Origin of the sequence: Mycolicibacterium parafortuitum (assembly GCF_002086815.1) — a bacterium.
Classification (GTDB): domain Bacteria; phylum Actinomycetota; class Actinomycetes; order Mycobacteriales; family Mycobacteriaceae; genus Mycobacterium; species Mycobacterium parafortuitum.
The window spans coordinates 1-627 of the sequence record NZ_MVID01000072.1; the positions used below are offsets into that span (position 1 = coordinate 1).

Sequence of the window (627 nt, forward strand, 5' to 3'; positions counted from 1 at the left end):
CGGGGTATTTGGCCGGGTACGGGATCATCGACGCGCAGTTGGTGCGCGAGCTCGCCCGCGAGGCGACGCGCCGGCTGGTCGAAGCCCCACCGTTCGACGAGCGCCAGGCGCTGACCTACCGGCCCTCGGCGGCGCTGGCCCGGTTCATCCGGGCCCGCGACCTGACCTGTCGTTTCCCGGGCTGTGATGTTGCGGCCACCCGCTGCGATGTCGACCACACGATCCCGTTCGATCACGAGAACCCGGCCGCCGGCGGGCAGACCGTGCCGTGGAACCTGGCCTGCTACTGCCGCCAACACCACCGCCACAAAACCCACGACACCGGGTGGCGCGACCGCCAGCTCGCCGACGCCACCATCATCTGGACCTCACCGAGCGGGCACCAGTACCGCACCCGCCCCGCCGGGGTGGGGCTGTTCCCCGGCCTGGGCCGCGCCCAGCACCGCAGCCAGGCCCAGCGCATCGCCGCTGCGCGGCGCCGCCTCAACGCTCACCGCGACACCAGCGAGCACAACAGCTACCGCAACCAGAAGGCCCGCGACGAGATCCGGGACCGGCGCTGGCGCAACGGATTCCGCTGCCGCTACCTCCTGTTCAAAGGCGACTTCGCCCACAACACACCCAGCA

General features: G+C 71.5%; 1 protein-coding gene. It reads left to right on the forward strand.

All coding sequences use genetic code 11. The features are described from left to right. Positions 1-627, forward strand: a 627-nt coding sequence (locus BST38_RS28815; RefSeq protein ID WP_133057272.1) for an HNH endonuclease signature motif containing protein, incomplete at both ends; no start/stop codon positions are given.